The following is a 26806-nucleotide window of genomic DNA, read 5'->3' as shown; positions in this document are numbered from 1 at the left end:
TTCAAACCAATTGGCCACTTTCCAAACCGAGGTAATACTAGGCACTTCTTCGGAGTCGTTTACCCCTAACTTCACTCGTAGTCGAGACATATCTAAAGAGGAGAATAATTCATACACCACTCCAAATTTTTGAGTAATGTGCGTGTCGGCTTTGTCGGAGTAGTCTACCCCAGAAATATTCATTAAAAAATCAAAGCGCTTTTGTTTTTTTATATAAGTAAAAAAAGCTAAAACCTGATCGGGAGAAATATAAATAATCCACTGCCCTAGCTCTTGAGCAATTATTATTTTTTCTATGTCTGTGTTGGTACCCGCAAAGCACTCAGATAATAAATTTTTTATGATTGGTTCACTTATCATTATTAAAAACCCTTTTTATAACTCTGCCCCTCTGCCAAAATACTATTTCTTTTTTTGTAAACTTTGCCACTGCGACTTCCAAGGCCGCGCTTGATTTTCTGCTATCATTTTTTGCAACAACATAACTCCATCTAAAACCGCCTCTGGAGTAGGAGGACAACCTGGAACAAACACATCCACAGGAATAATCGTGTCCACCCCTTGCACCACATGATAGGATCGGTAAAAACCCCCCGAACTAGCACAAGCTCCCATGGCAATAACATATTTAGGTTCTAACATTTGCTCGTAAATGCGCTTAATAATGGGCCCCATTTTTTCTACAATCGTTCCCGCCACTAATAATAAATCCGCTTGCCGAGGAGAAAAACGAACCACCTCTGCCCCAAATCGGGCTAAGTCATACTTTGGTCCCATTACCGACATCATTTCGATACCACAGCAAGCCGTTCCATAAGGCAAAGGCCATAAAGAGTTTTTTCTTCCCCAAGCCACAAATTTATCTAAGCGCGTGGTTAACACCATAGAGTCTTCGGCCTGAATATTACTTGGCGAAGCTTGGCTTCCTAATTTTTTTGTAGAATTTTGTAATGTTTTTTCTGCCATAGTAACCCTTAATACATAGCTTTAAATATCAATAAATATAGAAAATACTTACCGTCTCTTTTGTACTATGCTAAGTTATACTACACAAGCAGAAAAAACCAAACAATTAGGTAGTCCCAACTATGAAATTACTATGGCTAGATTTAGAGATGAGTGGCTTAGACCCCGATAAAGATGTGATTTTAGAGGTGGCCGCTATTGTCACCAATAAAGACTTAGAAGAGGTTGCCAGCTTTAATAAAGTGATTCATCACGGCGAATTTCGCCTACAAGGCATGGATGAATGGAACACCACCCATCATCAAGCCAGCGGACTTTGGAACTCCGTTTTAAACTCCAAAGAAAGCTTAGAACAGGTGGAAGAAAGCTTGCTAAAATTTCTAGACCAATTTTTTAAACCCAACGAAAAAATTTTCTTAGCCGGCAACAGCATCTATCATGATAGAAATTTTATAAAAAAATATATGAAATCTTTAGAGCAAAGGCTTCACCACCGATTATTAGATGTATCTTCTTGGAAGTTAATTTTTTTTAATAACCATAATATTCAGTATAAAAAACAAAACACCCATAGAGCTTTAGATGACACTAAAGAGTCTATTGCCGAGCTTCAACATTATATGAGCTTTTGTGACTTTAAAAAAAAGAAGGAAGAATAAGGGTTCTTCATTTTCACAGCCCAGCCCCTCCCTCCTATAACCAAATAAACCTTGCCCCCCTCCCCCTAAAATGATAACTATTTTATGGTTTTGCGTTTCTGTGATTAAGGCCTTTTGCGACTCAGCCCGAAGGGTTGCCCAAGCAAAAGGCCTTAATTACAGAAACGCAAAACCATAAAACACATCTATCTTAAAAACCTTGGTGTCCCTAAAAAGACCCGAAGATAGAGAGGCAAACTAAGGAGACAATATGTCAGAAATAAGTATTAAAGAAATGCTAGAAGCAGGGGTGCATTTTGGTCATCAGTCCGACCGATGGAACCCAAAAATGAAGCCTTACATTTACACAGAAAAACAAGGCACCCACATTATTGATTTACAACAAACTTTGCGCCACAGCACTGTGGCCCTAGACTTTGTAAAACAATTGGGCTCGCAAGGAAAAAAAATTGTTTTTGTAGGAACTAAAACTCAAGCCGCACCCGTGGTACGAGCCGCTGCCGAATCTTGCGGACAATACTTTGTAGTAAAGCGATGGTTAGGTGGAACTTTAACCAATTTTGCTACCATTAAAAACAGTATTGATTGGCTTAAAAAAATTGACCAAATGAGAGAAAAAGGTCAGCTCGATCAATTTGTTAAAAAAGAAAAACTGCGCATTGAAAAAAAATACATCAAAATGGACGATTTTTTAGTTGGTATTAAAGAACTAAAAGAAGCTCCCGATGCCGTTTTCATTATTGATACGGTAAAAGAAAAAACTGCCGTACTAGAAGCTCGCAAATTAGGCTTGCCAATTATTGGAGTGGTAGATAGCAATGCTAATCCAGAATTAATTGACTACCCTATTCCTGGAAACGATGATTCCATAAAGGCAATTACTTTATTTTCTCAAGCCGTTGCTAATGCTTATAGCGAAGGCCGAAAAGATTTTAAAGAACAAGCGGCTCAAGAAAAATACGAAAAAAACGCCCCTCAAAAACAAAAACAAAAAGAAGAAAGTGTTACGGGTCGAAAAATGGTAGCTGCTGGTATGGCAGAAGTTGTAGAGATTGAAGAAGAGCTACAAAGTACAAAAACAGAAACTATCGACAAAGCTACTCAAGAAGAATTAGATAAATTAAAAAAACAAAGTGAGTGGACAAAAAAATAATTAAAGCCGAGGTGTGCAGTGACAATTTCAACAGACATGATTAAAGATTTAAGAAATAAAACCCAAGCTGGTATGCTAGATTGTAAAAAAGCTCTTGAAGCTAGTAAGGGTGACTTTGAAAAATCTATTGAGTGGTTAAGAGCAAAAGGTTTAAGCTCTGCGGGAAAAAAATCAGACCGTATTGCTGCCGAAGGTAGTGTTACCTCTTATATTCATGCTGGTGGAACTATCGGAGTTTTATTAGAAGTAAATTCAGAAACCGACTTTGTGGCAAAAAACGAAAGCTTTAAATCTTTTTGTAAAGATTTATCCTTACATATTGTTGCTCAAAAACCTTTATATGTAACCGAAGCCCAGGTGCCAAAAGAGGACATCGAAAAAGAAAAAGCCGTACTAAAAGCCAAAGCTTTAGAAGAGGGAAAGAAAGAAGAGTTTTTAGAAAAAATTTTAACAGGGCAAGTTAATAAATGGTTATCTGAAGTTTGCTTAATGAACCAAAAATTTGTAAAAGACCCCGATGTAACTATCGACGATGTTCTTAAAAACACCATTGCCACTTTGGGTGAAAATATTGTGATACGCCGTTTTGTAAGATGGGAATTGGGAGAAGGAATAGAAAAAAAGACCGAAGACTTTGCTGCAGAAGTAAAAGCACAACTAAACTAAATTATGCCAAAAACTTATAACCGTGTTTTATTAAAAATTAGTGGAGAAGCCTTAGCGGGAAGTGCAAAGCAAGGTATCGACCTACGCGTTTTGGATCAACTGGTAGAAGATATTGCAAAAGCTCACCAAATTTGTTCCCAAATTGGTATTGTTATTGGTGGAGGTAATATTTTTAGAGGGGTTTCGGCCGCCGCCCAAGGCATGGACCGAGCAAGCTCGGACTATATGGGAATGCTGGCCACTTGTATTAACAGCTTAGCCTTGCAAGATGCTTTAGAAAAACGCGGATTAGCCACTCGAGTACAAACCACTATTGAAATGTCTTCTATTGCCGAACCCTATATTCGTAGACGAGCCGATAGACATTTAAATAAAAAGCGCATTGTAATTTTTGGTGCCGGAACAGGCAGCCCCTACTTTACCACCGATACTGCCGCGGCCTTAAGAGCTACCGAACTTCATGCCGATATTTTATTAAAAGCTACCAAGGTGGATGGCGTTTACGACAAAGACCCCGAAACCAATACTGATGCCAAAATTTTTAAAACTATTTCTTACTCGGATGTACTAAGCAAGAAATTAAACATCATGGACTACACCGCAATTACTTTATGTATGGAAAACAATTTGCCTATTATTGCTTTTAATTTACATAAACCTGGAAATATTGCCGAGGTAATTAAAAATCAAAACATAGGTACACTAATTTCTTAAAAGGGTTACAGCGATGACAAAAGAAATTTTAGACACCACAAAAAATAATATGAACAAAAGCATTGAGGCTTTAAAACACGATTTGCAAAAAATTAGAACAGGCAGAACCAATGTATCTATGTTAGATGGAATTATGGTTAACTACTATGGGCAAAGCACTGCCCTTAGCCAAGTGGCCACCTTAGCCTGCCCCGATGCCAAAAGTTTTACAATTACCCCTTGGGAAACTACTGTATTAAAAGATATAGAGGCCGCTATTTTAAATTCCTCCATAGGAATGGCCCCCCTTAATGATGGCAAAATGATTCGAATAAAAGTGCCCGAGCTAACCGAAGAGCGAAGAAAAGACTTAGTAAAACAAATGAAAAACACTTTAGAACAAGTAAAAGTGAGTGTTCGAAATACCCGCCGTGATGCCAATGAACAATTTAAAAAATTACAAACTAGTAAAACTATTACCGAAGATGAGCGCAAGCAGTCTGAAGAAGAAGTTCAAAAGTTTACCAATGATTATATTGATCAAATTAGCCAGTTAGGAGAAGCGAAAACTAAAGAATTAATGACGGTGTAAAAACACTATGAATAACTTAAACCATATTGCTATTATCATGGATGGCAATAATCGTTGGGCAAAAAACCAAAACTCCAAAAGCTCTATTACTGGCCACAAAGAAGGTCTTAAACAAGCAAAAACTATTATTGAATATTGTGCAAAAATACAATTAAAATATTTATCTTTATTTGTTTTTAGTACAGAAAATTGGAATCGCCCTAAATCAGAGATTAACCTACTAATGAAGTTGCTAGACAATAGCGTACAAAAAGAATTGCCCTTACTGCTAAAAAACAATATACAACTGCACCTTATAGGAGACTTAAACCCATTACCTCAAAAAACAAAAAGCACATTGCAGGCTATCGTACAAAAAAGCAAAGCTTGCACAGGCTTACATTTAGTTTTAGCTATTAATTACGGAGGAAGACTAGATATTACACAAGCCTGTAAAGCCTATATAAAAGAACAAATATCCGAACTTATAGAAAGCGAAAACCCTATTAGCCCTGAAAAACTAAAAACTGTTGCAGATCATTTAGATGAAGAAAAATTAAATCACTTTATGTATTCCTCCGTTGCACCCGACCCTGATTTGATTATTAGAACTAGTGGCGAAACACGATTATCTAATTTTTATTTGTGGTCTTCTGCCTACAGTGAAATTATGTGGACGAATAAACTATGGCCCGATTTTCAACCTGAAGATTTACAAAACTGTATTAATGATTTTCAAAATAAAAAAAGACGATTTGGTAGTCGAACATTAACCAGTAATAAGGAATAAATGAAAAATTTTATTATTAGAAGTATCAGCGCGGCGGTCGTTCTTAGCATTTTTTATTTAAGCTATTATTTTTATAGTTTATATGGTTTAAGTATTTGTTTATTTATCTTTAGCTTACAGCTGAACAAAGAAGTGCATCGACTACTTTTTGACATCAATACAGTATCTAAAATGTTTTATTACACCAGCTTTATACTAATCAGTGTGGGTTTGTTTTTGGCTTCGGTTACTCCCATTTATATGGTTCTTCCTTTTTTTACAGGCTTAGTAAGCTTGCACATTTTACTTAGTTTTTTAGAGTCAAAAAATAAAAATTCTATTGAGCATACTTTGCAAATGATATTTAAAAGTTTATTTTTAATTTCTTATTTTCTAATAGGTGCTGTGAGTTGTATTCGCTTGATTAACTCTCCAATGGGCCTATCTTTATTTATTATTATGTTAATTACAGTAGGGTCTATAGATTTGTTTGCCTACCTGGGAGGAAACTTCTTTAAAGGGCCTAAGTTATTACCCTATATTTCTCCTAACAAAAGTATTTCGGGAGCCCTTACCGGTTTGCTAATGGGTGCAGTAATTAGCTTTACAGGCCTTCAATATTACTTTCCAGAAATATCACCACTAATAAGCATTCCTTTTTGCTTGCTTATAGGGGTAATGGCGCAAGTGGGCGATTTGATAGAGTCTGCCCTAAAAAGAAGTAGTAATAAAAAAGATTCGGGAGCTTTTTTACCCGGGCACGGCGGCTTATTAGACCGAGCCGACAGTTTACTACTAACCGCCCCTTTATTCTTTACCCTATCTTGGACGCTGGTCTATGTTATGGTAAAAAATTAATTTCTCTGTTGCCCCCATCTATTTTTTTCTACACAATATTATCATGGATATTATTATTAATAGCGTTGTCGGTTTGTTTTCTAGCATTGGCCCTTTTATTTTACTTTTAGGGGTTTTAATTTTTATTCACGAATTTGGTCACTTTATTGTGGCTAAATTTTGTGGTGTTAAAATAGAAGTTTTTAGTCTTGGCTTTGGTAAAAAGATTTTACAATATACCAAAGGCGACACTTGTTACTGCCTATCGCTTATCCCCTTAGGTGGTTATGTAAAAATGTATGGCGAAGCTCCTGGAACAGAAATACCAGAAAGCAGTAAGCATCTTGCTTTTACTCACAAAAATGTTTATCAAAGAATTGCCATTGTACTAGCTGGCCCTTTAATGAATTTATTTTTAGCCGCTTTTCTTTTTTCAGGCTTAGGCTATTTTGGCGAACAAGTGCCTGCCGCTAATTTAGGCGATGTGCCACACCAGTCTGCCGCCTATAAAGCCGGTTTTCGATCTGGAGATAAAGTTTTATCTTTAAATCAAAAAAAAGTATCTAACTTTTTAGAAATTAGACAATATATAGAACACCACCCTAAACAAGCTATCACCGCTGTCATTAAGCGCCAAAACTCTTTTAAAAAAGAAATTATTTTTACCCCCACAGAAGTTCAAAACCCCAACCCCGTAGCGGAAAAAGAAAAAGTGGGTTTATTAAAGGGGGTACACTTTACTGCACAAAGCCCTATTATATGGGTAAAAAAAACCTCCCCCCTATTTACTTTAATAAACTCTGCAAAAACGAAAAAAAACCCACTACACATTATAAAAATAGTTGCCATTAATGAAAAGCCGATTAAATATTTATGGGAGTTAAAACAAGAATTAGTAACTCTAATACTTAGCAACACAAAAAATATTAGCTTAAAAACAGAAAGAGGCGTTGCCGCTTTTAATTTACAATTACCACCTGTACCAAGCAGGCTTTTAATAAAAAAAACATCTTTGCTAAGTGCTATTGCTAAAAAAACTGCACGAAATAAAATTAATACCGAAAACATTTTTAACGCATTACAAGTGACTCCCTGCTCCTTATGCTTAGGTTTAGTTAGTGCAAATAGCCCCGCTCAAAAAGCCGGATTAAAAGCCACTGATAAATTATTTAGTATCAACAACATAGCGTTAAATCGCTGGGAAGATGCTCCAAAAATAATTAAATCCTTTAAAAAAGGACAAAAGCCTTTATCTGTACAGTTTATTAGAGGTAATCAATTAAAACACACCACGATTAGCCCTAAGGCAACAAAAATAAATTTGCCCACGGGAGAAACAGAAACTCGATTTATGGTGGGCATTGCTCCCCTGCTAGAGCTAAATATAAACTTCACCTCTAGAAAAGTAACTGGTTTATGGAATGTTATTAGTTATGGTTGGTCGGAATCCATGCGGTGGACCAAGCTAACTATGTTAAGCGTAGCTCGTATGTTTCAAAATAAAGTGTCTTCAAAAAACTTAGCCGGAGTTTTAAGCATTGGTAAAATGGCAAAAGATTCTTTAGAGGTGGGCTGGTATGCCTTTTTTAGATTAATGGCTATTATTTCTATTAACTTGTTTTTATTAAACTTAATGCCTATCCCCGTATTAGATGGTGGACACCTGTTTATTTATATAATAGAGGTTATTCGTGGAGGCAAAAAAATAAGCTTGCGTAAAATAGAGATTGCTCAAGGGGTTGGCTTTGTATTACTAATGAGTTTAATGCTTTATGCTTTATTCAATGATGTTATGCGCTTTTTATAAAAAAATATTTTTATGCTTTTATTATCTGTAGATACCAGTTCTTCTTATGGCAGCCTTAGCATTGTGCAAGTGGAAAAAAATACTTATCACTGTTTGTCACACAAACAATGGATAAGTAATAAAGAACAAAAATATTCACACTCCGAAGTTATTACCGTCTTCTTTCAAGAGGCCCTAAAAGAAGCAAAAGTAACTTTAAATCAGTTGCAATTAATTATTTGTGGTGTTGGGCCTGGCAGCTTTACTGGCATTAGAGTAAGTGCTAATTTTGTAAAAAGCCTGTCTTTTAGTTTAAATATTCCTTTGGTTGCAGTTAGTTCTTTAGAAAGTTTAGCACAAAAAAATAAAAGCGACCTTGCTAAAAAACAAGAATTAAAAACAGAAAAAAATCCCTCCAAAAAAACAGCACTTCCCTTAACTCCAAATCAACCCAAAGAAGCTTTGCTTCCCTTAATTCACGCTTTTAGCAAAAAAATATATTTAGCTGCCTATACAGTTTTTGATTTTAAGTCTATTTTAAAAAAACAAGTCGTTAATTATAATGAGCTAGAAACACTGCTAAGTTTACATAATATAGAGCTTTGGCATGTTTCAGGAGACGCCTACCCTTTATTTCAACAGTATTTTTCTAATACTTTTAAAAAAAAGCTAAAAATTTATCCTAAAATTACCCACCCTTGCTCTTTAACTATGGTAGAGTTATTTTTACAAAGCTCTGAAAAACAAAAAAATACACTAAACTGGAAAAATCTATTACCCTTGTATATTAGAAGCTCCTCTGCAGAAGAGCTTTTACATAGTAAAAAATAATATGGCACAAACAAAAGAAATTATCGTAAGCGTAAAAGATACAGATGTTGGGTTACGACTAGATGTTTTTATTAGCAATTTACCCGAAATAGACTCTAGAACTTTGTCACAAAAAATAATAAAAAATGACTCTGTGGTGCATCAACAAACCAAAAAAGTATTAAAAACTGCATATACTGTTAAAAAAAACGACATCCTTATTGTTCAAATACCTCTACAACAAAAAGAAACCCACTTGCAACCTTGGAATGCTGACATAGATATAATTTTTGAAGACGAACATCTCGCGGTAATTAATAAAGCCTCTGGAATTGCTGTGCACCCCTCCATAGGACATCAAAAACACACTTTAGTTAATTTATTACTACACCACTGCCATTCTTTATCCATGGGTTTTAATGAAGAGCGGCCCGGTATTGTTCACCGTATTGATTTACAAACTAGTGGTTTATTAGTGATTGCAAAAAATAATAAAAGCCATGCTTTTTTAGCCGAGCAATTTAAAAATAAAACCACTCATAGAAAGTACTGGGCTTTAGTTTTTGGTCAAGCCTACCCTCCTCAAGGCAGTATTATTAGCTGGTTAAAACGAGACCCTAGAAACCGAAAAAAATTTGCTAGCATTACTAAAAATATTAAAAACAGTATGGCGGTAGTTTCTAATGATTCACCCCTAGTAACCTCTTTAATCCAGACCGATAAAGAACAAAGCACACTAAAGAATAAAAAGACTAATGCTAAGCAAGCCATTACTCATTACAAAATGCTAAAAGAACATGCTTGTGGAGTTAGTTTAGTGGAGTGTCAATTGCAAACAGGCCGCACTCATCAAATTAGAGTGCATATGTCAGAAAAGGGAAACTCTATATTGGGTGATACTTTGTACGGAAGGTCTAATCGATGGAAGTCTGTTGCAGATATACCTATGCAAAATTTAATAAAAAATTTAGACAGGCTGGCTTTGTGCGCTTACGAACTAGGCTTTGTCCACCCTGTAAGCAAAAAAGAACTACGGTTTAAAATAGGTGTTCCAGAAAATTTAAAAGACTTAATGAAAGCTTTGGAATTTTGTAACTTAGTAGAATAAAAAATAGATAAGCTATTTTATTTTTTACTACCTTATTTTTTGTTTTCCAAAATATCTTTTTCTAAAACCAAATTTAAATTTTTAAAATTAATATCTGTATCTTTTTTTAAAACTAACTGCTTTGTATATTTTTCTAACAAACTACTACTGATAACAGCCTCTCTAGGAAAGCTTGATTGCTTTGAATAGCAGGTAGAAAATAACTGCTTCCAATCAAACAAATAACCTGGGTCTGCTTTTCCTCGAAAGCCAGCAATATGTTCATGCCCTAATATGTGGTCGGGATCATTTAATAGAGGGTGTTTTTTTTGTAAATGTTTAACTAGCATAAATAAGCTTTGATACTGTAACTTTGAGTAAGGTAGCAAATTTCCATTAAAATTAACCAGCTCAATACCAATAGAAAAATCATTAAAGCTTTCCCACTTCTTACCCTTATGATCACAAAAGCGGCTTTTTCCAGAGTGCCAAGCTATTTTATTAACAGGAACACAGTTATAGATTGTTCCATCTGTGTCAATAATGAAATGTGCAGAAACTTTTGCTTTAGGATCTAAAAAAATATTTAAGGCTTCCTTTAACGAACAAGCCGTATAATGAAGAATTATAAAGTGTGCATCCATCTCCCTGTTGTCAAAATTAGGAGATAGATGCTCGCAGTTAATTAGCATTTATTTAAGCACTTTTCTTTCTTTTAGAGGCCGGTGAAATTTTTAATAGCTCTCTATATTTAGCAACAGTTCTTCGCGCTACTTGAATACCCTCTGTTTCTAAATATTTAGTTAACTTTTGATCAGAAAAAGGTCGCGCAGGATCTTCTTTAGCAATGATTTTTTTAATTTTTGTTTTTACCGAAGCACTAGAAATTAATTTACCATCAGTACAAGCTACTGCAGAATTAAAAAAATATTTTAAAGATAATAAGCCCCTTGGAGTATGCACATACTTATTACTTACAACACGACTTACTGTAGATTCATGTACATCAATTTCTTGAGATACATCTTTTAAAATCATAGGCTTTAAATATTCTGGTCCTTTTTCAAAAAAATCTAACTGTCTTTTTAAAATGCATTCGGTTACTCTATATATAGTTTTTTGTCGCTGGTATAACGAGCGAATAATCCAAACTGCTGACTTAAATTTTTCGTCTACATACGACTTCATTTTTTTATCATTTTTCCAATCCTTATAGGAAGGAGAAATTTGCAAACTGGGCAACCCCTCTTGGTTTAAAAAAATCACATACTCTTCTGCATTTTTAGCAATATAAATATCTGGACTAACATAAGTCCCTGCCGAGGTAACAGTAAAGGCCTGTCCTGGCTGTGGCGAAAAATTTAAAATAATTTCACACAGCTCTTTAGTTAATTTAACATCATAGTTTAATGCTTGCGCTATGGCTTTAAAATCTTTTTTTTCTAAATCAGAAAAGTGATTGTTAATAATATTTAAAATATCTGGAGTATCTTCTTGATGATGTTTCGCTTGTAAAATTAAACTTTCTTGCAAGTTTCTTGCTCCCACTCCAGGAGGGTCCATTTCTTGAATATGTAGCAGCACTTCTTCTAGATCTTCTAAATCTACATCACTGCTTTTAGATATTTCTTCTAAAGCCGTACTTAAGTATCCATCATCATCAATAGAGTCTATTAATAAATAAGCTAATTCTTTTTGCTCCTTATCTAATATAGATACCTGCACCTGCCACTCTAAATGTTCTGCCAAACTAACTGACTTACTTAATATTTGCTCATAATTTAAGTCATCTTTTCCTTGCATAGACAAAGCTAAAACCGATTTGTTTAGTTTTCTCCAATCTAAATCAGAGTTTGCTCCAGTTTCAAAATCAGAAACATCACCTAACTCTTCTAAATTAGAATCCGACTCTACACTTTCTTTTTTTCTACTTGCCTCTTCGGGGTCAATGGTTTCTACCATTTCTTCTAATAAAGGGTTATTTACTAATTCATTTTGAATAGAAGAAGCTAGCTCTAACCTAGATACTTGTAGTAACTTAATGGCTTGCTGCAACTGTGGGCTCATTTTAAGTTGTTGGGACAACTTCATAGACATTTTTAATTTTTGTGACATATCAATCTCCTCGTTAGGTTGTTTTACTTAAATCTATTTTCGCTATTTTATAGGCGAAAATTAGATCCTAAGTAAAATTCCTTTACCTCTTCTATTTTTGCAACATCTTCTACTAAGCCCGAGGCAATTACTTTTCCGTTTCTTAACACTACAACAGAGTCACATATTTTAAGCGTCTCTTGTACATTATGGTCCGTAATAAGAATCCCTACACCTTTAGTTCGGATATTTTCTAAAAAACTTTTAATTTCTAAAATCACCACAGGGTCTAGTCCAGCAAAAGGCTCATCTAAAAATAAGAATTTAGGGTCCAAAGCTAAACACCGTGCAATTTCAAGCCTACGACGCTCTCCCCCCGACAATTGGTAAGCTTTCTTGCCTATGCTAGCTAATAAACCAAATTCCTTTAAAAGGCCTTCTAATTTTTCGTGTGTTTCAATGCGAGACAGCTTTTTAGACTCTAAAACAATTTTTAAATTATCTTTAACGCTTAACTCGGCAAAAACACTGGGTTCTTGAGGCAAATAAATTAAACCTTTTTTTGCTCTTTTGTAAAAAGGAATATGAGTGATGTCTTCGTCATTTAATAAAATCTGCCCAGCATCTATGGAGATTAAGCCTAGTGCCGAATAAAATGAAGTGGTTTTTCCAGACCCGTTGGGCCCTAACAGACCTAATATTTTTCCACTTTCTAATTTAAAAGATATGTCAGAAAGAATATTAATTTTTTTTATAGATTTAGATATATTTTGTACTTTTAAAGTAAACACTATTTTAGCTTAGCAAACTATTATCTATCACAACAGTAATCTTTAAAAATTTAAACTTTCATCTACTTGAATTTTTCCTTTTTTAATTTCTATACTTTGGTCTATTGGGTTAAATAAAATCATTTGCCCCTTAAAGTTATGCCCTCCAATAAATATAGATACATTTCCCTTTAAGGCATATTGTAGTTGTTCTTTAGAATTATTAAAAATTAATTGATTAGAAAAACTTTTATAAGCTTTATGAATAATTTTTACTTGTTTATTAAATACAAAATGATCTTTAAAATTATAACTTAGCTTTTCTGATGTAATACTGCTTCCGGAAAGTTGATTGGTAAATTGCAACTTTACTTTTGAAAATAATTTTATTTGTAAAGGGGTTAAATTAAGTTTTAAACCTTTAGATGTAATGTAAAAAGTATTACTTTTAATTGCCACCTTTGTGTTGCTAAATAACTGCGAAGTTTTAAAGTCATATTGCAAATCTTGTACTTCTACATTGTATTTAGAAAAACTGATATAAGCCGTATCCGTAAATCTTAGTAAGCCTATGCTTTTATCAAAAATTGCAGATTGCGATTTTAAAATTAACACTTTAGGCTTTAAGGCTTTAGATTTTGCAATCCACTTTACAGTTAATGTAATATCTTTTAATACCCAGCGCCTGTTTTCATTACTATCATTCTCTATAGCTGTTTTTGCCAACACCGACACTAAATATGTTTTGTACTTTCTAAAGGCACTAAAGCCTTCGATAGATGTAATTACTTTGTCGTGAGTTATTTGTTTAATAACAATATTCCAAGAGTTTTTTCGCTCTTCTAGTAAATAAAAAATACTCCACAAAAAAACACAAAATATGCCAACAGATATAAAAAGGCCAGAAAATTTTTTCATTAAAAGAAAGTTATTTATTTTCTATTTTTTTAATTACAGCAAAACTCATTTCACTTAATCCAGATTCGGTAATGGTATACATAATTTTTTTAATAGATAAAAAGTCTATATCTTTATCTGCCTGAATAGTAACTTTAATATTATTATTTGCTTTTTTGCTGTCTTTTTCTTTAGTTAAGACAATTTCTTTTTTTAAAGCCTTTAGTAAGGGAGCAAATATCCATTGTTTTTGGTTTTTTAAATCATCAAAAGTGGCTACTTTTGTATTATTTACTGCAATTTTTTCTTTAGATAAAACTATAACCAAAGAAGGCCTTAAAGGCTTTACTATACTAGCTTGAGGTAAGGCTACACTATCTTGAAGCTCTACTGCTTCGCCATTTTGCAAAAACTGCTGTAATAAAAAAGCAGCTAGAACTACAAACAAATCAATTAAAGGAGTTAAAGACAAAGTGCTTTTAATTTCTTCTTTATTAGCTTGTAATTTTTGGCTTCTATAACCTGGAACATGTATTGGCATAGCGCAACTCCCTTCAGTTAATATTAAAATGCTTCGGCAGAAATAGTTAGGTTAGATAAGTTTTCTGATAACAAGTAATCCATAGCTTCTACCAAAAATCGATATTCTAATTGATTAGGCATACTAATCGCTACCGTTACTTGTTTTGGAAATTTCTTTTTATAGTTTTTTAATAAAGATTTTAACCTTACACTATCGTATTCTCCATTTTTTTTAGAAATAAATATGCTTTTTCCAGAAAAGCGTAATAAATATCCTTTTTTTAAAACCGACAAACTTAAACTGGATTTATTTTTTATATTCTTAGCGTTGCTTTCTGTTTGTTTACCATGAATAGAGCTGCCTAGCTCTATCATAGATAGTTGAGACCATACAGAAGTAAACAATAAAAAAATAATTAAAACACTTAATAAATCAATGAAAGGAACAATGTTTAGTTCCCCATTAATATTATTAGATCGAATATGTGATTGAATATCCATAATTCCTTATTTTATAAGCAGCCACTTACCTTGCTAGGCCATTGTGTTTTTTAGTTTATCTCTGTTAGAAGTTACTAAATTCATAACTTCCATACTTTTTTCTAATATTAAACTGGTTTCTTTAGAAATTCTAATACTAAAAAATCCATGAAATAAAATAGCAACAATGGCAACCATCAATCCAAAGGCTGTACAGTTTAAGGCTTCTGAAATTCCTCGAGAAAGTAAAATAGCTTTCATAGAATTATCGGCTAGGGCTATACCTCCAAAAGATATAATTAGTCCCACAACAGTTCCCACCAAACCTACTAACACTGACATGTTACCCAATACGGCTAAGAAATTAAACCACCCCTCTACTCTAGGAATTTCGCGTAACACACTGGCGTCCATAGCCACTTGCACTTCTTCGTCAGGTCGTTTATTTAAAACCTGAATTAAACCCGCTTTTAAAGTATTTGTTAAAGGCCTTGGGTTGCTGTCGCAAAAAGCAATGGCAGACTTAAGATTGCCAGATAAAATTGCACTAAAAACCCCTGTGTTAATACTTTCTCTAGAAATACTTAAAGCTCGCAAGCTCAAAAAGCGTTCTATAACTAAAAATAAAGATACTATGCCGATGGCTGCAATATAGTACATAGCTATTCCACCTTCGCAAAAATGTTTTGCAATGAAATTAACCTGCGTACTACAGTGACCTACTACTGCTGCTGTTACCTCTTCTGTCATGCTGTTCTCCTTTTCTTTTTATTATTCTATTTTTTATTATTCTATTTTTTACTTTATTTACTTTATTTGCCTTTAAACCTAAATGGAAATTCTACTGCTTGAAAGCTTCCTTTAGGTGTCTTTGGAAAAATCCAAGACCTTAAGTTCTTAACAATGCAATTTCCCACACCTCTCATCTTAGAAGAACTTAATTTTTTAATATTTGCATTTACTACTCGCCCTTTGCTATTAATTTTCCAATATAAACTTACCAAACCTCCTAAAGAAGGATAATAATCTTGTTCTTTTTGGTAGCAAAATCGAATAACATTTTTATGAGCTTGAATAACTCGATAAATACCAGCAGAATCTACTCCTCCACCAACAAAATCATCTCCTACATCTCCCGCATAAGAAATACTAACTTTGCTAGGGCTACCCAAGTCTATACTCCCTCCAGACAATCCATTAGGAGAACCGTAAGTTCCAATCCCCGAACCTAATTTTACTGTGGAGTTTGGACTTCCCCCTTTACTTCTTTTTAACCCAGAACCAAAACGCGTAGCCAAACGGTCGGAAGAATTACCCGCCCCCGAACCTTTAACTTTTGATCGAGCTAAACCATATAGGCCACCCGACCCAGCGCCCAACTTTGCTATTTTTTTCTGCTTACCTGATTTAGCAAAAACACCTAAGATTCCTACCGATTTAACATCTACTTTTTTCTTTCTTAGTCCGCCTGATTTACGACCCAAAACACTGGCTTTAGTTTTGCCTTTTTTAATTTTAAAAGCGGTCCCTTTTTTAGAAACTTTTTTGTGCTTTACAACAGAAGGTTTTGATTTAACAACAATCCTTTTTTTAGGATTTTTCTTTTTAGCAGTACTTTTTTTAGGCTTGTTTATGCCCGAATCCACTACTGTTTTTTTAATAAGAGTGGGTTTGTTTTTTTTAAAACTAACACTAACAAATTTTTTAACTTCTAAAGGAGTTTTAGCAGCCTTTTCTTCTATGGCCGTATTGTATAAAAACAAAAATAGCAAAGCTACAAAAGATAGTGCCAATACGCTAAGCTCTGATAAGCTCATACTAATTAATGCTCCAGCCTTAGCAGAAGAAGATGGCTTTTTGTAACTAATTGTAATTTGAAAATCACTGGATTTAGAATGTAGGCGAACTAACTCACCTTGCTTTAAAATAATACAGGTTTGTTTCGATTTTTGAACTATTTGCGAAGATTCTACCAAAGCGGAATAAGGAACTTCGCCTTTTTTTGAGTAATAAGAAAATGTAGACTTAACGGGATAACATTCTACCGCTTTATTAGTTATTTTTAGTAATCTTGCTTTGTTTTTTGCCGAGTACTCTTTTGGAGCTATTACAAAATTTGCTCCATCTTTTTTATTAGACAAATACACAGAACCTTTTTTAGGAAAAGAATAAACTTGAAGTAGTCTTTCTTTCCAAAAAGTAGAAACCTCTATAACACTACCTGAGCTAGGAGATACTATATCTAAACATGAATCATTTTCACTAGATGGAGCAAAAGTATTTTTAAATTTTCTTTTATTTTTAAACATTAATTAAAGCCTCCAAAGGATTTTTCTAAATTTAATCCTGTTGCTTTCATTTCTGGCTTAAAGTGATTTCTTAATTTAAATAAATAGCGGTTATCTAAAGAATCTTCTTTTAATAAATAAAACAAATCGGTGGTGTTAAATTCCCCCTCAATGGTTTCTTCAGAAAAACGAATGGTGTCGTTTTTGCTAGGTTTTTTAGCAAAAAGCACAGAAGAATAAAATAAAAATGCAAACAACAATAATAACTTAGGCATTAAATAGTTCTCCCCACCCTATTGTTTAGTAGTTTTATTAATTTTAATAGCCTTTTGTCATTATTCCATACTTTAGCCCGCTCTAAAAGAGAGCTTATATCTGCACCTTTTTGATTAGTTTGAAATAAAAAATAGCCGTAATTAAATAAGCCCAAAGAGTATTCTGCGTCTATTGTTAGTGCTTTTTTATATAGTTTTTTTGCCTTATTAAATTTTTTCAAAAGCTCGGCCACTATGGCATAATTGTTTAAATCCATAATAGAAAAAGCATAACTTTTTTTATTAAAATAATCGAAAATGCCCTTTGCTTTTGCAAACTCAGAGTAGCTGGCATAAACAAAGGCTAAATTAATACCTGCATAACTGTTTTGCAATAAAGTATTTTTAGAAATTTTCTCTAAAAATGCAACGCCTTCGGAAATTTCTCCTCTTTTTAAGGCTAACACTGCTTTGTCATTGTAATAGGCCGATGCATTGGCCTTTAACAAGCCTTTGTCTTCTAAAATAATATCTGCTAAATCTAAAAAACCTCGCCCAATATAAGAGGCAGATAAAATATACCAGTAGTCTTGGTTACCATTTTCATTAGCAATGCCCGATAAGGCAAATTTTTTCATAGCAATGAAAGTGGTAAATTTTTGTTTGTATTTACCTTTATATAAAAATTGCCCACTAGTGGTAAAATTAACTTTTAGCCTTTCGAAGTAAGATATATACGGTTTTTTTACAGAATCTTCTTGGCTAGCTATTTGATTATATGCAAACACTACGGTTGTGTTGTAAATTTTAAAGTCGTATGCTTTTTCTAAAGTTAGCTCGTATAATTTTTTTCCTCGCAACAACATAGGATCTGTAAATTTTTTTACACCTTTAATATACGCTTTTTTGTCATCTCCCTTTAAAGATTTAGGAACAGGAAGGCTGGTAAAAAAATTAGCCACATGCGATTCTGCTCTTGCCTCTAAAACTAACACCTTTAATAAATAGTCAGAATTATTTAAACTAGCCACTGCTTTAGCTTCTTTTTGAACTTTCTCTAGTAGAGCTAACTTTTGCTTAGTTAGTGTTTGTAGTTTTAATTTTTTATTAAATTTAAGCTGTAATAATTTAGAGAAGGCTTGTTTGGCATAAGTATATTTTATTTTTGCCACTACCTGTAAAATTCTGGGGTACTTATTAAAAGTTCTTCTGTTTTTTACATAGCTTGAAAATAACTTTTTTTGCCACCAACCTGCTTTACTAGGTTTATTTAGCCTTTTGTACAAACCTATTATTTTATCGCCTATAAAATACTTTTCTTTACTGCTGGTGCTAGTGCGATAATATTTTTTTAAAAGAGTTATAGACTTACTAACTTGATTAGTAGCTATATATAAATCTACTAACAAAAGTTTTACTTTTCTTTTTTTTCTTACATTTTTTGATAGTAATAAAAATTTATTAAAATCATTTATAGCTGATTTATACTGCTTTAAACTTTTTCTTAAAATTCCTGCATTATAGTACCAAGTTGCTGATTCTCTAAATTTATTTTTAGCCATGCTTTCTAAAGCTTGTGCAACCTTAACATACAAACCTTTTTCTCTGTATATAGAAACCAATGACAATTTTGCTTTTTTATATAAAGTTTTATTTTTAGAAAATTTAATTTTCTGTAAAAAAAACGCAGCCTTGCTTATATCTTTAATTTTAAGATATAGATTGGCTCGATTAAATAAAGCTGGTGTGGCTAACGATGATTTTTTTAAATCAATTTTTTCATACTCTTTAATAGCTTTTAAATACTTTTTTTGCTTTTCTAAATTTTCAGCCACCTTAAAGTAAACTTTGTCTTTTTGATGTTGAAATTTTTTAGACCTTGCCACAGCGGTATTTGCTTCAAATAGCGTTTTAATTTTTTCATATTTTTTTTGTTTACTATAAATGTCTACCAACCAAGATATCACCTGCTTTCTAGCCACTTTATTTCTCTTAGATTTTGCGGCATGGTTTAAATAACTATTTAAGGTTTTATCTGCCAGCGCCAGCTGCAATCTATTGTAATAAAAATAACCTAAACGATATTCTAAATTTAAATCTGCATAAGAGCTTAAATAATGTAGGGCAGAAGCTTCGAATAATTTTTCTACTCCTGAAATAGGTAATATCTTAGAAAAATTACGAGTTCTTTTTTTTACTTGATTGTAAGAAAGAATTCTTTTTTCCGAGCATAAAACTTTATTATATAGTGCTTTTTTATAAAATGAAGACTGCCCAAAAGAAACAATTTCGTTATATTGGCCTTGAGCCTTTGCATATTTTTTTTTATCAAACAATAAGTCTGCATATAAAAATTTTATTTCTAGCAGCTTTTTTTTATTCCATTTTTGGTTAGAAAAACTTTTTAAATATAGCGGGTATAAAGACAATAAACTACGCATTCGCTTAGCTTTATTTTTAGTCGCTTTTTTATTATAAAAAGTGGCTATTAAATAGCGAAGATATTCTTCTTGCTTTTGTACATATTTTTTGCGGTTTTTATAATCTCGATTAAGCCACTGGCTATTAAGCCCATAATTAGACAGCCACCTTTTTATTAAAAGAATATTTTTAGTTACTATTTGGCTATACTTATAGGATTGAATAATTTTATAAGCATATTCAAAGCTGCCCTCTTCCATAGGGTTCATGGATATTAGCTGCCTCCAAATATAAACAGCATCACTGCGCCTTCCGTCTGACAAGTAATAGCTGGCTAATAACCCTAAAGACTTTTTCATTTGTTTGTTAGACATGTATCTTGAAAACATTTTTTTTGCTGATGAGCCTGATCCATACCTACTATAAAAATAAGGTAAATCACGAATGGCTATTTTTTTAAAAGAAAACAACTTGCCCGATTGAGTATTTTTTAAAACTAAAGTTAAATAAGAAAATGCCGTTTTATATTTTCCCATTTTGTGATTAACCCAAGCCAATTTATAGTAAATTAAATATTTAAGCCTTTTTGTACGGCTTTTTAAACCTTGCTTATAAAACTTTTTTGCTTGCTTCCAAAAGAACTTAGAAAAATAATAGTCGGCAATTAAAAAATTTAATTCTTCTTTTAATAAACTGCTGGAATATTTTTTAGAAAAGGTAGTGTATAAAGCAGCGGCCTTCTTTACTTGGTCAAACAACAAATAATTTTTTATAGCAAAGCTATAAACTTTTTCACTTCTTTTTTCATTGGGAAAGGTTTTTAAAAACCATAAGTACAGTTTTAAAGATTTTTTATTATAAACATAAGAAGAGTTAAAATTGATTCTTTTTCTGTGCCTTCTTTTTTTGTGATAGCGTTCATGTAATTTTAATTTAACCAATTTGCTTTTTTCAAAATATTGTTTAGCTAAGCGCAGCCAAATATCTGCTCTGTCTCTGTCGGCTTTGTATCGTTTTGCTAAATTAAAAAGGTATTTAATACTTTCGTCAGTAACCGTTTCTAATTCTTGTAAATCTGTTCCTGGAGGAAAGCTAAATTGCCTAGATACAGGAGGCCTAATGTCTTTTAACTGTATTTTTGACTTTGTAGCTATTTGTGTTTTAGAAAATTTAGAAAGATGAATTGTTTTTCTATTTAACTTAACTGAAGACTTACCCCCTCCGTACGCCAAAGGGTTTAAAAAAATCGTTATTAAAATACTAATTAGCAAAGGCCTTTTATCTTGCACAGCTAGAGCCCCCAATATAGTAATAATTACCTAGTTCATCTAACCAATATTCTCCTTGAAATGGCCAATATTCATATCCATTTTGAATATAATAGTTTCGTTTATCCTCTTCTTGTTCTTCTTTTTTAATTCCTAGTTTTTTTTCTGCAATTTTTTTCTTTATACTGGTTTGCTTTGATTTTAACAATTCATAACGAATAAAATCTTTTTGTTTTTTTAAATTAATTAATTCTTTTCGCATTTTAACTAATTCTAACTCTCCCGCAATTCTTAAATAGCTTTTAGAGTACAATAAATTTGATTTAATGTTTTTAAATACGGGCCTAGCCGCTAAGGATCTTGAAGAAAATAGTCTTCTTAATTTTTTTCTTTCTTTAGCTAATCCAATAATTTGTTGAAATAGTTTTTTAATTGGGCCCGAGCTTGCCAGTTTTGCCTTCCAAGATTCTACATTCTTTTTTCTTAATAGTTTAATATAAAAAGAGTACAAAGCTCTCTTTTTTCTTAATAACCAAGAAACATTGCTTAATACACCTTTATACTCCTGATTATAAATACTTAAAATTTTCTTTACCTCTTCGTACCTACATAGCTTTAAATAAACCACAGCTCTTAAAATTAAAGACTCTGGAATATAGTTTCTTTTATAATAAGAAGAGTGAATCGTTTGAAAATGTCGCAAAGCCATATTTAACTTATTTAACCTTAGCTCGGTCCATGCAGATTCTTGCAAAGCTTCTACCCAAAACTCAGAATCCCTAGGTATGTTATAATATAACTTTAACGCTCGCTTCCATCGTTTTAGTTGATAGTAAATTCTAGCTTGTCCCAGTAAAGCTGCCGTATGCATTTTAGTATAAGGCTTGCTTGCTTGCACAATTTTTTTAAATACTCGTAAAGCTTGCGTAAACTTTCCTTGCTCCACTAATGAATTAGCTAAAAAGTATCGTGACAAAAAGTACAAAGCATTGCCTCTTTTAATTTTAAAAAAGTAACGAACAGCTTTACTAAAATTGCGTTTTTCAAAATAGTTTTTTGCTAAAATATAATATAATTTTGCTCGATATTTAGAGGGAAATCTGGTTAAAGACATTACAGACAATGCTTTTTTAATAGACTGGTTATCTTCTATAGAATTGGCGGTTAACAATAGTCGAGTTAAACTAGTTTGAGCATACCTACCCTTACCTTTCGAACTTTTTATAGACTCTAACAAAGCCCAAACCGAAGAGCGTTTTAATTGTAACTTTTCAAAGGCCAAGCCTAATAAAAAATACACTCGTGGCTTAGATTTATTATATTCTTTAAATCGCAACAAAGACAAAAGTTTAACAGAAGCTTTTTTACTATTGCCCGAACTAATTAAATAAGAAATTTTATTAATAGCTGTTGTGCGAGTAGAAAAAGATTTTGCAGAAAAAGCTTTTGACGTAAATATCAGTAAGCTACAAAAAATAATTATATTATTTAACATTTTTATTTTCATAATTTACCTGCCTGTATTTTTACCACCAAAGAACCAGCTAACACCTAGCCCAAATAAAATATCATTAGCAACACCTGTTATCTTACCACCCGAAGGTAGAGGGAAAGCGTTCCATAAAATTTTCCAATGGATAGCTACATCGGGGCTCCAAGCAAATTGCTGCCCCATTTGCGCAGAAAAAGACAGGCTTTTAAAAGGTGTGATTTTTTCTTTTTCCCCACCCTCATTACGCTCTCTATATTCTGCACTAACCTGCCCCAAGCCTAAGGCAAAGTACAAATCAAAGGGGATTAATTTTTTATTAAAAAAAGCTAACTTTCCATAAATGGGCGACCAATGAAAATACATTCCCACAAACTGTTTTGGCGAAAACCCTAATTGCGCCCTAAGAGTAGATCGATCTAACTTACTTTTTATTTCTTTGGCGGAGTTAAAAAAATACAAATAAGAAAAACTAACTCCATATTTTTCTTTAAAATAATAGGTTATATCTAAGCCTGGCGCTGCATTTAAATAAAAGGCATTGTTAATGCTGGTAGCTCCATAAGTAAAAACCTCAAGCCTGTTTGTTTTTTTTAAAAACTTTTTAGATATAACAATAATATTAGAAAAGTTTTTTTCTCCATCCACATGAAGCCAATGTTCTTTAGGTTTAGAAAAACTAACCGAAGGAAGAATTAAAGAAAGGTATAAAAAAATAAAAAATAGTTTTAACAAAAATACTCCTTAAAATAAATAAATCAATCCCGTTTGTAAATAGGTGTGGTTTTTCCACTCTTTAGGTAATTCTTTAGAGGTAATTCTACGAACGGGATCGGGTGGCCGATCTACGCAAGCTTGGTCTGCAGTAGATTCCCCTTTGTCTTTGCAAAAAAAATCTGGGCCTTTATAAAAAAATAAACCTAAAGATACATTAAACGCAAAGTTTGAACTAAAATAAAAACTTTGATCGGCATTTAGTGCCACTAATGGGAATTTAGCATCGTTATATTGCGCAACCCCCCCTCCCATGTTTACCGATGTTGTTAAGTTCATAACCCAATCATGACTTAAACTAATTTTTCCATAGTAGGCGGTATATTTATAAATCGCATAGTGCAAAGCGGTTAGTTGAGGAACTAATTTTAAGGAAAATTTTGCAGAAGCCTGATCTGCCTTTTTACCCGCATCAGACAATCCTGGCACTCTATAAAAAGTATTTAGCGATACCCCATGAAGTTCGGTAAAGTTGTATGTTAAAGATAAAAAACCGGCGGCATTATTAAACAAAGCTTCTGTTAACAAAACCCCTCCACCAAAACCTAAGCTTAATTGATTATTTAATAAAATGGTTTTATTTTTAACAAATACTCTGTCTTCTACCAAAGGCAACACGGTTTCTTTTGGCAAAAAGTCTAAATCAAAGGTTAAGGCTTTGGCTTGAAGAGAAGTTTTAGCAAAAAACAAAATAAATAAAATAAAACTAATAGTTTTCACATACTTAGAGTAATACAAAAAACTCTTAGCAAGCAAGCAAGCAAAGTATTTAGACTAGTCTAGAGATGAAAGAAAAAATATTTAAATATTACTTAGTAACTAGACTAAAGTATTTTAGCTTGTAACAAATCTTGTAAATGAATTAACCCCACCACTTGCAAAGCTTTATCGGGAAGAGTAACCCCCTTGGCATTAACTTCATTAGAAGAGGCGCTGCTATACACAAATAGTGCTTGAATTTTAAATTGCTCCATAGCGTGTAAAGCTTCTTCGGCCAACACATTAAACGCAATATTTTTAGGAGAGGTGCTCATAATATCTTTAGCTTTTTGTGACCGAATATCTCCTGTAACCTTTTGTAAAAAAATACGAATGTCTCCATCGGTAATCACACCCACTAATTGAGAATTTTTTAACACCCCAACAACTCCTCTAACTTTAGAGGAAGTCATTAAAGACATAACCGATAAAAAATTTTCTTCGACATCTACAAAAGGAAGATTTTTGGTGTGCATTAAGTCCGAAACTTTAGTTAACAAGCGTCTTCCTAAACTGCCCCCTGGGTGCAGTTCTGCAAAGTTCTCTTTTTTAAAACCGCGAAGCTCTAAAGCCGCTACGGCCAAGGCATCGCCCAAGGCTAAACTTACCGTAGAACTACAGGTGGGCGCTAGGCCCAAAGGACAAGCCTCTTGCTTTACCTGAATATTTAAACACCAGCTAGAATTTTTTGCCAAAATACTATTGCTGTTTCCAGTAATAGCTACCAGTTTTATGGCTTTTCTACTGGCATATTTTAACAAAGCCGCCAAGTCTGTGCCCTCGCCACTATAGCTAATAACAATTAATAAATCCTCTTTAGACAACACACCAAAATCACCATGCATGGCTTCGGCCATGTGTAAAAAAATAGCAGGGCTTCCCGTAGAACTAAAAGTGCTAGCTAACTTTCTAGCAATTTGCCCTGATTTACCAATTCCAGAAAATACAATTTTTGACTTGCAAGCAACAATGGCCTTAACCACCTTACAAAAATCAGCCCCTAAGGTTTGGCTAAGGTCGTTAACGGCACTGGCCTCTAAATGCAAAACTTGTTGTGCTGCTAATATAATTTCTTTGTCATTCATACACTTTCCTTTTTTAAAATAGCACTAATAAAACTAACAAATAAAGGATGAGGCTTTAAAGGCCTAGATTTAAATTCGGGATGAAATTGAACGCCTATAAACCAAGGGTGATTTTTTAATTCTATTGCCTCTATTAAGTTCATTTTTTTATTAACACCCGAAAACACTAAACCCGCCTGCTTTAAAGTAGGTAGGTATTGATTATTAAACTCATAACGATGACGATGCCTTTCTGAAATATTTTTACTTTTATAAATACTAGAAATTAAACTAGAGGTTTGTAGCTGGCAAGAGTAAGCCCCTAACCTCATACTTGCACCTCTATTTTCTTGATTCTTTTGCCCTTCCATTAAAGCAATAACACAATGTTTTTTATCACTAGGTTTAGTTATAAATTCTTCACTAGTTGCTGATTTTAAATTGCAAACATTTTTTGCAAACTCAATAATAGCCATTTGCAAACCTAAGCAAATTCCAAAAAAAGGAATTTTATTTTTTCTAGCATAATTAATAGCCACTAATTTTCCCTCGATAGCGCGATGACCAAAACCTCCCGGAACCAACACTCCTCCCACTCCCTTTAACAAAGTTTTTATATTTTTAGCAGTAATTTTTTCGGAATCTATATATTTAATTTTTATTTTTACTTTATTGGCAACAGATCCATGCACTAAGGCTTCGTGCAAAGATTTATAACTTTCTTTTAAATGTACATACTTTCCAACAACAGCAATAGTCACTTCTTTCTTTTGCGCCTTAAGATTGGCAACTAAAGTTTTCCATTTTTGTAATTTTAAAGTTTTTGGAGCTATGTTAAAATGTTTAAGTAATTGTAAGTCTAATTTATTACTAACTAAAGCTAATGGCACTTCGTAAATGCTATTAGAGTCTGTGGCTGAAATAATATTTTCTAATCTAACACTACATTGAGCACTGATTTTTTTCTTAACATCTAAAGAGACATTTTTTTCTGACCTACAAATTAAAAAATTAGGGTGAATACCAATCTCTCTTAAAGCTTTTACAGAGTGCTGAGTGGGTTTACTTTTTAATTCTTCCACCTTTGTTAAGTATGGTAAATAAGTAAGATGCACAAAGGCCACTTGATTGCTGTTTAAATCTAAACCAATTTGTCGAATGGCCTCTAAAAAAGGAAGCCCCTCTATATCTCCTACTGTTCCCCCAATTTCCACAATAGAAATATCCACTGGGGGGTTAGTTTTTAATGACGATGCTTTTTTAGGTATCGACTCTGAAGCCATATAAATACGCCGCTTAATTTCATCAGTAATATGAGGGATAACCTGTACCGTACCGCCTAAATAATCCCCTCGCCTTTCATTAGCAATAACTTTTTCGTACACTTGCCCCGTAGTAATGCTGTGGTTTTTTCCTAAATTACAATCTAAAAATCTTTCGTAATGACCTAAATCTAAATCTGCTTCTGTTCCATCTTCAGTAACAAACACCTCTCCATGCTGAAAAGGTGAAAGCGTGCCAGGGTCTACATTAATATAAGGGTCACACTTCATAAGGCTAACACTAAAACCCCTTGCCCTAAATAAAGAACCCAAGCTTGCAGCAGTTAAACCTTTTCCTAAAGAGGACACCACCCCTCCTGTAACAAAGATATACTTTGTATGTTTATTGGCTTTTTTACTTTTATTTATTTTTGTTTGTGTTTTTACTTTTGTTTTTGTACTCATAA

The 26806-nt window shown here is 33.1% G+C and carries 27 protein-coding genes; 10 read left to right on the top strand and 17 right to left on the bottom strand.

From position 1 onward, the window contains the following. Both HAW63_01915 and HAW63_01910 read right to left on the bottom strand, forming a co-directional pair. Positions 1-360: NADH-quinone oxidoreductase subunit C (locus HAW63_01915; protein ID MBE8162727.1), on the bottom strand; the 360-nt coding region annotated here is incomplete at its 3' end. Positions 361-402: 42 nt separating this feature from the next. Next, positions 403-966 (bottom strand): NADH-quinone oxidoreductase subunit B, encoded by a 564-nt coding sequence (locus tag HAW63_01910; protein ID MBE8162726.1) that lies wholly within the window; start codon positions 964-966, stop codon positions 403-405. A 122-nt stretch (positions 967-1088) separates the two neighbouring features. Between HAW63_01910 and orn the strand changes: the two genes are divergently transcribed. The 10 genes from orn to HAW63_01860 all read left to right on the top strand — a co-directional run bounded on the left by orn (position 1089) and on the right by HAW63_01860 (position 10018). Then, positions 1089-1625 carry an oligoribonuclease gene (gene orn, locus HAW63_01905; protein ID MBE8162725.1) on the top strand — a complete coding sequence of 179 codons (537 nt, stop codon included), beginning with the start codon at positions 1089-1091 and terminating at the stop codon, positions 1623-1625. Positions 1626-1875: 250 nt separating this feature from the next. Further along, a complete protein-coding gene (gene rpsB, locus HAW63_01900; GenBank protein ID MBE8162724.1) occupies positions 1876-2778 on the top strand; it encodes a 30S ribosomal protein S2 in 903 nt (300 codons plus the stop codon). A 36-nt stretch (positions 2779-2814) separates the two neighbouring features. Then, positions 2815-3444 (top strand): translation elongation factor Ts, encoded by a 630-nt coding sequence (gene tsf / locus HAW63_01895; protein MBE8162723.1) that lies wholly within the window; start codon positions 2815-2817, stop codon positions 3442-3444. A 3-nt stretch (positions 3445-3447) separates the two neighbouring features. Then, positions 3448-4158: a UMP kinase gene (locus HAW63_01890; GenBank protein MBE8162722.1), complete on the top strand. Its 711-nt coding sequence runs from the start codon at positions 3448-3450 to the stop codon at positions 4156-4158. A 13-nt stretch (positions 4159-4171) separates the two neighbouring features. Beyond that, entirely contained in the window at positions 4172-4729 is a 558-nt protein-coding gene (frr, locus tag HAW63_01885; protein ID MBE8162721.1) for a ribosome recycling factor, read from the top strand. 7 nt (positions 4730-4736) lie between these two features. Continuing rightward, the gene (gene uppS, locus HAW63_01880; protein MBE8162720.1) at positions 4737-5498 is read left to right on the top strand and encodes a di-trans,poly-cis-decaprenylcistransferase; all 762 of its coding nucleotides are present in this window, start codon (positions 4737-4739) and stop codon (positions 5496-5498) included. Further along, positions 5499-6335 carry a phosphatidate cytidylyltransferase gene (locus HAW63_01875; protein MBE8162719.1) on the top strand — a complete coding sequence of 279 codons (837 nt, stop codon included), beginning with the start codon at positions 5499-5501 and terminating at the stop codon, positions 6333-6335. It abuts the gene before it with no gap. Between the two features lie 43 nt (positions 6336-6378). Continuing rightward, on the top strand, positions 6379-8121 hold the full coding sequence (rseP, locus tag HAW63_01870; protein ID MBE8162718.1) for an RIP metalloprotease RseP: 1743 nt from the start codon (positions 6379-6381) through the stop codon (positions 8119-8121). A 12-nt stretch (positions 8122-8133) separates the two neighbouring features. Continuing rightward, entirely contained in the window at positions 8134-8931 is a 798-nt protein-coding gene (tsaB, locus tag HAW63_01865; GenBank protein ID MBE8162717.1) for a tRNA (adenosine(37)-N6)-threonylcarbamoyltransferase complex dimerization subunit type 1 TsaB, read from the top strand. Position 8932: 1 nt separating this feature from the next. Continuing rightward, positions 8933-10018, top strand: coding sequence for an RluA family pseudouridine synthase (locus HAW63_01860; protein MBE8162716.1), 1086 nt, complete (start codon positions 8933-8935; stop codon positions 10016-10018). 32 nt (positions 10019-10050) lie between these two features. Here HAW63_01860 and HAW63_01855 read toward each other — a convergent pair whose 3' ends face one another. From HAW63_01855 to HAW63_01785, 15 genes are all read right to left on the bottom strand, one after another. Further along, a complete protein-coding gene (locus HAW63_01855) occupies positions 10051-10641 on the bottom strand; it encodes an N-acetylmuramoyl-L-alanine amidase (protein MBE8162715.1) in 591 nt (196 codons plus the stop codon). 52 nt (positions 10642-10693) lie between these two features. Beyond that, complete coding sequence (rpoN, locus tag HAW63_01850) at positions 10694-12088, bottom strand: RNA polymerase factor sigma-54 (protein ID MBE8162714.1); 1395 nt, start codon at positions 12086-12088, stop codon at positions 10694-10696. Between the two features lie 71 nt (positions 12089-12159). Continuing rightward, positions 12160-12882 (bottom strand): LPS export ABC transporter ATP-binding protein, encoded by a 723-nt coding sequence (gene lptB, locus HAW63_01845; GenBank protein ID MBE8162713.1) that lies wholly within the window; start codon positions 12880-12882, stop codon positions 12160-12162. Between the two features lie 42 nt (positions 12883-12924). Next, entirely contained in the window at positions 12925-13728 is an 804-nt protein-coding gene (locus HAW63_01840; GenBank protein MBE8162712.1) for an LPS export ABC transporter periplasmic protein LptC, read from the bottom strand. 61 nt (positions 13729-13789) lie between these two features. Further along, on the bottom strand, positions 13790-14299 hold the full coding sequence (locus HAW63_01835; GenBank protein MBE8162711.1) for a hypothetical protein: 510 nt from the start codon (positions 14297-14299) through the stop codon (positions 13790-13792). Between the two features lie 23 nt (positions 14300-14322). Further along, on the bottom strand, positions 14323-14781 hold the full coding sequence (locus HAW63_01830; protein MBE8162710.1) for a biopolymer transporter ExbD: 459 nt from the start codon (positions 14779-14781) through the stop codon (positions 14323-14325). A gap of 33 nt (positions 14782-14814) precedes the next feature. Beyond that, complete coding sequence (locus HAW63_01825) at positions 14815-15510, bottom strand: MotA/TolQ/ExbB proton channel family protein (protein ID MBE8162709.1); 696 nt, start codon at positions 15508-15510, stop codon at positions 14815-14817. A gap of 62 nt (positions 15511-15572) precedes the next feature. After that, the gene (locus tag HAW63_01820; protein MBE8162708.1) at positions 15573-17069 is read right to left on the bottom strand and encodes an AgmX/PglI C-terminal domain-containing protein; all 1497 of its coding nucleotides are present in this window, start codon (positions 17067-17069) and stop codon (positions 15573-15575) included. Then, positions 17069-17323 carry a hypothetical protein gene (locus tag HAW63_01815; protein ID MBE8162707.1) on the bottom strand — a complete coding sequence of 85 codons (255 nt, stop codon included), beginning with the start codon at positions 17321-17323 and terminating at the stop codon, positions 17069-17071. The genes HAW63_01820 and HAW63_01815 overlap by 1 nt, the downstream gene beginning before the upstream one ends. Next, positions 17323-21012: a hypothetical protein gene (locus HAW63_01810; GenBank protein MBE8162706.1), complete on the bottom strand. Its 3690-nt coding sequence runs from the start codon at positions 21010-21012 to the stop codon at positions 17323-17325. Before HAW63_01810 ends, HAW63_01815 begins: the two co-directional genes overlap by 1 nt. Continuing rightward, positions 21002-22498: a tetratricopeptide repeat protein gene (locus HAW63_01805; GenBank protein MBE8162705.1), complete on the bottom strand. Its 1497-nt coding sequence runs from the start codon at positions 22496-22498 to the stop codon at positions 21002-21004. The genes HAW63_01810 and HAW63_01805 overlap by 11 nt, the downstream gene beginning before the upstream one ends. Before the next feature lie 3 nt (positions 22499-22501). Next, positions 22502-23215: an outer membrane beta-barrel domain-containing protein gene (locus tag HAW63_01800; protein ID MBE8162704.1), complete on the bottom strand. Its 714-nt coding sequence runs from the start codon at positions 23213-23215 to the stop codon at positions 22502-22504. 9 nt (positions 23216-23224) lie between these two features. Beyond that, a complete protein-coding gene (locus HAW63_01795) occupies positions 23225-23974 on the bottom strand; it encodes a hypothetical protein (GenBank protein MBE8162703.1) in 750 nt (249 codons plus the stop codon). Positions 23975-24078: 104 nt separating this feature from the next. Further along, the gene (locus HAW63_01790) at positions 24079-25098 is read right to left on the bottom strand and encodes a KpsF/GutQ family sugar-phosphate isomerase (protein ID MBE8162702.1); all 1020 of its coding nucleotides are present in this window, start codon (positions 25096-25098) and stop codon (positions 24079-24081) included. Continuing rightward, a complete protein-coding gene (locus tag HAW63_01785) occupies positions 25095-26804 on the bottom strand; it encodes a CTP synthase (protein ID MBE8162701.1) in 1710 nt (569 codons plus the stop codon). The genes HAW63_01790 and HAW63_01785 overlap by 4 nt, the downstream gene beginning before the upstream one ends. Positions 26805-26806: the final 2 nt, after the last annotated feature.

The organism is Pseudobdellovibrionaceae bacterium (assembly GCA_015163855.1).
Lineage (GTDB): Bacteria > Bdellovibrionota > Bdellovibrionia > Bdellovibrionales > UBA1609 > JAAOIH01.
The sequence above is the reverse complement of the archived record's forward strand: the minus strand, read 5'-3'. Positions and strand labels throughout refer to the sequence as shown.

Coding starts and splice junctions, on each gene's coding strand:
- HAW63_01910 (MBE8162726.1), bottom strand. CDS start 966: ATGGCAGAAAAAACATTACAAAATTCTACAAAAAAATTAGGAAGCCAA.
- HAW63_01860 (MBE8162716.1), top strand. CDS start 8,933: ATGGCACAAACAAAAGAAATTATCGTAAGCGTAAAAGATACAGATGTT.
- tsaB (MBE8162717.1), top strand. CDS start 8,134: ATGCTTTTATTATCTGTAGATACCAGTTCTTCTTATGGCAGCCTTAGC.
- orn (MBE8162725.1), top strand. CDS start 1,089: ATGAAATTACTATGGCTAGATTTAGAGATGAGTGGCTTAGACCCCGAT.
- HAW63_01820 (MBE8162708.1), bottom strand. CDS start 17,069: ATGTTTAAAAATAAAAGAAAATTTAAAAATACTTTTGCTCCATCTAGT.
- HAW63_01855 (MBE8162715.1), bottom strand. CDS start 10,641: ATGGATGCACACTTTATAATTCTTCATTATACGGCTTGTTCGTTAAAG.
- HAW63_01805 (MBE8162705.1), bottom strand. CDS start 22,498: ATGAAAATAAAAATGTTAAATAATATAATTATTTTTTGTAGCTTACTG.
- tsf (MBE8162723.1), top strand. CDS start 2,815: ATGATTAAAGATTTAAGAAATAAAACCCAAGCTGGTATGCTAGATTGT.
- rpsB (MBE8162724.1), top strand. CDS start 1,876: ATGTCAGAAATAAGTATTAAAGAAATGCTAGAAGCAGGGGTGCATTTT.
- rpoN (MBE8162714.1), bottom strand. CDS start 12,088: ATGAAGTTGTCCCAACAACTTAAAATGAGCCCACAGTTGCAGCAAGCC.
- HAW63_01785 (MBE8162701.1), bottom strand. CDS start 26,804: ATGAGTACAAAAACAAAAGTAAAAACACAAACAAAAATAAATAAAAGT.
- HAW63_01830 (MBE8162710.1), bottom strand. CDS start 14,781: ATGGATATTCAATCACATATTCGATCTAATAATATTAATGGGGAACTA.
- rseP (MBE8162718.1), top strand. CDS start 6,379: ATGGATATTATTATTAATAGCGTTGTCGGTTTGTTTTCTAGCATTGGC.
- HAW63_01890 (MBE8162722.1), top strand. CDS start 3,448: ATGCCAAAAACTTATAACCGTGTTTTATTAAAAATTAGTGGAGAAGCC.
- HAW63_01835 (MBE8162711.1), bottom strand. CDS start 14,299: ATGCCAATACATGTTCCAGGTTATAGAAGCCAAAAATTACAAGCTAAT.
- uppS (MBE8162720.1), top strand. CDS start 4,737: ATGAATAACTTAAACCATATTGCTATTATCATGGATGGCAATAATCGT.
- frr (MBE8162721.1), top strand. CDS start 4,172: ATGACAAAAGAAATTTTAGACACCACAAAAAATAATATGAACAAAAGC.
- HAW63_01875 (MBE8162719.1), top strand. CDS start 5,499: ATGAAAAATTTTATTATTAGAAGTATCAGCGCGGCGGTCGTTCTTAGC.
- HAW63_01790 (MBE8162702.1), bottom strand. CDS start 25,098: ATGAATGACAAAGAAATTATATTAGCAGCACAACAAGTTTTGCATTTA.
- HAW63_01815 (MBE8162707.1), bottom strand. CDS start 17,323: ATGCCTAAGTTATTATTGTTGTTTGCATTTTTATTTTATTCTTCTGTG.
- HAW63_01825 (MBE8162709.1), bottom strand. CDS start 15,510: ATGACAGAAGAGGTAACAGCAGCAGTAGTAGGTCACTGTAGTACGCAG.